This is a genomic window from Paenibacillus sp. KS1 (genome assembly GCF_001680695.1).
In the GTDB taxonomy this organism is placed as follows: Bacteria; Bacillota; Bacilli; order Paenibacillales; family Paenibacillaceae; genus Paenibacillus_B; species Paenibacillus_B suaedae.
In genome coordinates, this window is the sequence record NZ_MAIS01000163.1 from 1 (window position 1) to 4,722 (window position 4,722).

Here is a 4,722-nt window from a genome sequence, read left to right on the forward strand (position 1 = left end):
AACCGATTCAAACTGTGAATCAGGTGTCGAGTGCGTTAGATGCCGTCAAGGTTGGCGGTGCTGTGAAAAAGAGACGTCCATCAAGTCCTCCGTTTATGTCCAAAGATGTGCGTAAGCCTCGGCCTCAGACGAAACCAGTAAAAGTAAAGCTGCCAGTGGCGCCGCTCATTGTTACCCATCATCAGGTGGACGGGGACATGATGTCGAATCAAAACAAGATTGTATCAAAAATAGGAAGCAGAATTTACTATAGAAAATAAACGCAACTTACCTCATCACAATGATGTGGAAAGGAGATTGCTTGATGGCAAAATTGAATCTCATTCGAATTGCGGGCTCCAGTTATTGTGCATCTGGACGCTGGGCCGTTGGCGTATACATGGATCCAAAGACCAAGTGTGCGGTACTCATTGATAGCGGTGCGAGTACAAGCGTGGCAAGAGAAGTTGATCATGCTGTCAAAGAGTATGGAGGCACAATAACGGCGATTATTGCAACGCATGGGCATGAAGTGCAGTGTAGGGGAATCCATTATTTCAAGGATCAATATCCGAACATCAAGATATACAGCACGCATCAAACAGGGATGTACATGCAGCATATGCTCGACGAATCAGATGCTTCTCGTGGAGGCGACAGCATTAAGAGTGAAGATCATGAGCGCAATCATTTGATCACTGACTATATTCCATATGAGGAGGGATCTTTCCAAGTAGGTGCCATCCAGCTGCAAATTGTTACACTGCCAGGACATTGTGCAGGCATGATTGGAGTGATTACACCGGATGATGTTGTATACTGCAGTGATTCATTGTTCGGGTATCATACTTTATCGAAGCAGAAGCTTCTTTACTATACAAATATTGCAGATGCCAAGACATCCATTCGCAAGTTGTTATCGTTAAGTTCCGAAGCGTATGTGCTGTATCATGGCGGATGCATCCGGAAATCGAAAATAATGGATTTGGCGAACCAGCATTTGTCGCGAATAAATGAGTTATCGAATGTTATCTATCAGATCATTCAAGACAGGCCGATAACCTTGGAATCCATTATAGAAAAGGTTATGAGACGATATGGGATTGAGCAGACTATGCAGCAATATGAGATTACAAGTGAGATTACGCGTGCACATGTGACTGAGCTTCGTCGTACGGGTCAGATCTTGCCGAATTTGTTTGAAGGATACCTGTATTTCAAGGGGAGTACTCAGGAGACCATTCCAGACACCGATGATCAAGAGGAACATATAATAGAGAGTAATGCTAACTATGTTTCGAGCTAGTCTAAATGGCTCTAAAGGAGGAGCATGTCATTGGATACTCACGAGCATTTAGAGGATGACCATGCATCAGACATTTCCTCAATACTACTGAAAGATGCTGCAGCGTTCATGGAGAATGGCGAGTGGAAGCGAGCTGTTATTATTTATGAACTATTGTTGGACAAAGGGGACGTCGATGCAAAAACAGCCATTTCCGTGTGCGGGCTCCTAGCAAACGGCTACAAGGAATTGGGCATGGATGCCAAAGTGATTAGAACGATTCTGAGGACGCTGCAATATGAGTCTCCGAGCGCTGATAGTTGCTGCCGCATTGGATATCAATATTTCATACAAGAGAAATGGTCAGAAGCAGCTAGCTGGTATGGATTAGCATTACAGATGCCGTTCTCATCCGCTCAAGCGGATGCAATTGCGAATCATACATGGCTGCCTCACCTGCAATTATGTGTATGCTATGACAAGCTGGGTGATCTCAAGCGAGCCTACCACCATCATCAACAGGCTGCGTTATATGCACCTGATCACCCAAGTGTCATTACTAATGAAGTGTATTTTGGCCCCTATTTTGAGATGCTGGACAAGAGCGGATCTCAGAATTGTGGGCTATCTCTGCTTATTCCGTCAGTTCCGGAGCGCTTCACCTTTTTATCTTCATTATTAGCTGACCTTCATCAACAAGCGTTTGGTAAACCTGTGGAAATACTAGTCCTCATTGACAATAAAAAAAGAACAATTGGCGAAAAACGAAACCAATTGCTCAAACAGGCTCAAGGACGGTTTGTTGCCTTTATTGATGACGATGATCAAATCAGTCCTCATTATGTGGATGCTTTGCTGGAGGCGATCGAGAAAGAACCTCGTGCCGATTGTATTGTGTTCGACGTACAGGTGAAGCTGAACGGCATTCCCGATAAACTGTGCAAATACGGTGTTGAATATCAGCATGGGCAAGACGCGCAGTATTATTATCGAAAACCGAATCATCTCATGTGTTATGCGAAACGAATTGCACTTGTACATCAGTTCCAAGATATTAGCTACGGGGAAGATGATGAATGGGGCGGCAGATGCGCTGCTGACATTCAGCTTCAACATCGGATTCCGCAAGTACTTTACACGTATGATTGGATGCCTAAGCCTTGGGACTGGTACCACAAACAGTAGGAAACTTGGCTGTGAGTCTATTGATTAGGGTGTGCATACATTTGTTGAAGTTGATGCGAAATGAGAGGATGCATTTCTGAGTAAGCGGCATCTCCTTTAGGGAACAACACGCCCAATCCGCTGGAATGCTCAAATTGGAAAGAAGGGTGCTGAGCGATTAATTCGTCCCATAGCTGCCACACGCCAAATCCATAAAGTCGGACGGAGATATCATGGAACAATACGATTCCGTTATCAGCTAGCTTAGGCAGCCAAGTATGGTAGTCATGGTGTACAGCCTCATACTCATGGAATCCGTCAATATGAAGAAGATGAATGGAGCCATCCTCGAAGTGCTGAAGCGCATCATCGAATGTGGATTGTAATAACGTGGCAACATTCGGATATAAGGATGCTGCAATCTGTCCCACTTCTTGATACACGTCCTCATTATAGGCACCAGAATGGGAGTCACCTACCCATGTGTCCACTGCATAGCACTTCGCAGACAAGTCATTGTCCCTTACAGCTTCGCAGAAGCTGAAGAAGGAAGCTCCCCAATGCGTACCAAGCTCAACGATTAATTGCGGCTTCACAAATGATACCAGATCATATGCGAATTCACGATGACCTGTCCAAGCGGAATAGGTTAGCACATGTGGTGCAACATGATCATACTCGAAGCTTTTACGATGGAATTGCCATTCAGTCATAAGGATACCTTCTTTCTATAGTTGAATATCTTCGAAATGCATGGAGGCTATGGATGGATATGAAGCATCAAGTTACCTTCGAAACGAAATGTTACGAAAAGGATTGGAAAGCGCTGCTCATGACGGATCGATTGCAAAGAGCAGCGGCACTGAACGAGTACTCCTTCTCTGATGTGATTCTCTATATAAATAATGTAAATGATGTCGAAGAAGTTTCCTTCTATGCACAGAAATTAGTGGATTCAGGAGTAATCAGCGAATATGCAGTTGTTGAGCATTGGGCCGACGAGGCACTGCAGTATTTCCAGATTGAGAAGGAATCTTTTGCGGGAGGCTACTATTATTCTATTTCGGAGCTGGTAAGTATATACCGATGCCATACGCCTTATTTGCTTCATTTCTCCGGGGACTCCATACTAGAATCCTCCTTCTCATGGATTGATGAGGCTATCAGCCGTATGGAGTCCGATCGGAGCATCAAGGTAGCTAATCCGGTCTGGAATGGTAGATATGATGAAGCTAGGTTCGAAGCCGAGAGCGAAGACGAGTTCTTCTATATCGGATATGGATTCTCAGATCAATGTTATCTAGTAAATGCACAAGATTTCAAGTTTGCGTCTTATCATGAGATACATCCTGCGTCGCAGCGTTATCCGGTATATGGTGGAGAACTATTTGAGAAACGAATTGATGCATGGATGCGCAATAAAGGATTCAAGAGATTGACTTATAAATATGGAAGTTATGTTCATCCACGATATTAAGGACGGAACTATCGTTGAAATAGGCATTTGGTTACAGATGTGACAAGAACCCCTTATCCTGTAAACACATATATGTATATGGTATCCAGAGTTTACATTATAGGATAGGGAGGGATATTTGTTGTCGCAAGCCAACATACCTAATATTACACCCATTATTACGGTAACTAGGGATGACGCAATCAATTTATTACTGTCCTCTATTGCTTTAGAAGAGCTCGGGTTAAGTCATATCCTTAATGCAGAAGGTGAAAAAATACAGTTTGCGCTTGGTACGCTGCCAGGAGTTACATCTCCTCCAGCGACTTTGAGTGATGTATTATTAGTAAATCAAAGTGTGCGTGATACAATTCGTGATGTGACGAAAAAAGAAATGCTGCTTCAAACAAAGTTGGAAACGGTTCTAGCAGCGCCAGTTGTTGCCGCAACCGGGGCAACAGGTGCAACCGGAGCAACAGGAGCAACAGGTGCGACAGGTGAAGCTGGGACAACAGGTGCAACGGGAGTAACCGGGGCAACGGGCGCAACCGGGGCAACGGGCGCAACCGGGGCAACAGGGGTGGGCACAACCGGGGCAACGGGCTCGACCGGTGTAACAGGTGCGACAGGAGAAACTGGCGCCACAGGTTCGGGATCCACAGGAGCTACAGGAGCCACGGGTGCGACAGGTGCACAGGGTATTACTGGTCCAACTGGCCCGGGAGTAGGAGCCACAGGAGCTACGGGAGCCACGGGAGCGACAGGCGAAACGGGAGCAACAGGAGCCACGGGCGAAACGGGAGCAACAGGAGCAACCGGAGCAGGAGCCACGGGAGCA

Annotated in this window: 6 protein-coding genes; 5 read left to right on the forward strand and 1 reads right to left on the reverse strand. The window is 45.6% G+C overall.

What is annotated here, in order from left to right; all coding sequences use genetic code 11:
- The 3 genes from BBG47_RS30190 to BBG47_RS30945 form a co-directional block, all read left to right on the forward strand.
- On the forward strand, nt 1-260 hold a 260-nt coding region (locus tag BBG47_RS30190), incomplete at its 5' end, for a hypothetical protein (protein ID WP_175400655.1).
- A gap of 44 nt (nt 261-304) precedes the next feature.
- Nucleotides 305-1,285, forward strand: a complete 981-nt coding sequence (locus BBG47_RS27075; protein ID WP_065294330.1) for an MBL fold metallo-hydrolase — start codon at nt 305-307, stop codon at nt 1,283-1,285.
- A gap of 30 nt (nt 1,286-1,315) precedes the next feature.
- Nucleotides 1,316-2,449 (forward strand): glycosyltransferase, encoded by a 1,134-nt coding sequence (locus tag BBG47_RS30945; protein ID WP_251483107.1) that lies wholly within the window; start codon nt 1,316-1,318, stop codon nt 2,447-2,449.
- 17 nt (nt 2,450-2,466) lie between these two features.
- Here the strand turns inward: BBG47_RS30945 and BBG47_RS27085 are convergent, their stop codons facing one another.
- On the reverse strand, nt 2,467-3,141 hold the full coding sequence (locus BBG47_RS27085; RefSeq protein WP_065294331.1) for a class I SAM-dependent methyltransferase: 675 nt from the start codon (nt 3,139-3,141) through the stop codon (nt 2,467-2,469).
- A 53-nt stretch (nt 3,142-3,194) separates the two neighbouring features.
- On the opposite strand from BBG47_RS27085, the gene BBG47_RS27090 reads away from it, so the two are divergent.
- Together BBG47_RS27090 and BBG47_RS29665 are read left to right on the forward strand one after the other, a co-directional pair.
- Complete coding sequence (locus BBG47_RS27090) at nt 3,195-3,905, forward strand: hypothetical protein (RefSeq protein WP_217492538.1); 711 nt, start codon at nt 3,195-3,197, stop codon at nt 3,903-3,905.
- A 121-nt stretch (nt 3,906-4,026) separates the two neighbouring features.
- On the forward strand, nt 4,027-4,722 hold a 696-nt coding region (locus BBG47_RS29665; protein WP_483310768.1), incomplete at its 3' end, for an alpha-helical endospore appendage domain-containing protein.

Coding starts and splice junctions, on each gene's coding strand:
- BBG47_RS27075 (WP_065294330.1), top strand. CDS start 305: ATGGCAAAATTGAATCTCATTCGAATTGCGGGCTCCAGTTATTGTGCA.
- BBG47_RS27085 (WP_065294331.1), bottom strand. CDS start 3,141: ATGACTGAATGGCAATTCCATCGTAAAAGCTTCGAGTATGATCATGTT.
- BBG47_RS27090 (WP_217492538.1), top strand. CDS start 3,195: ATGGATATGAAGCATCAAGTTACCTTCGAAACGAAATGTTACGAAAAG.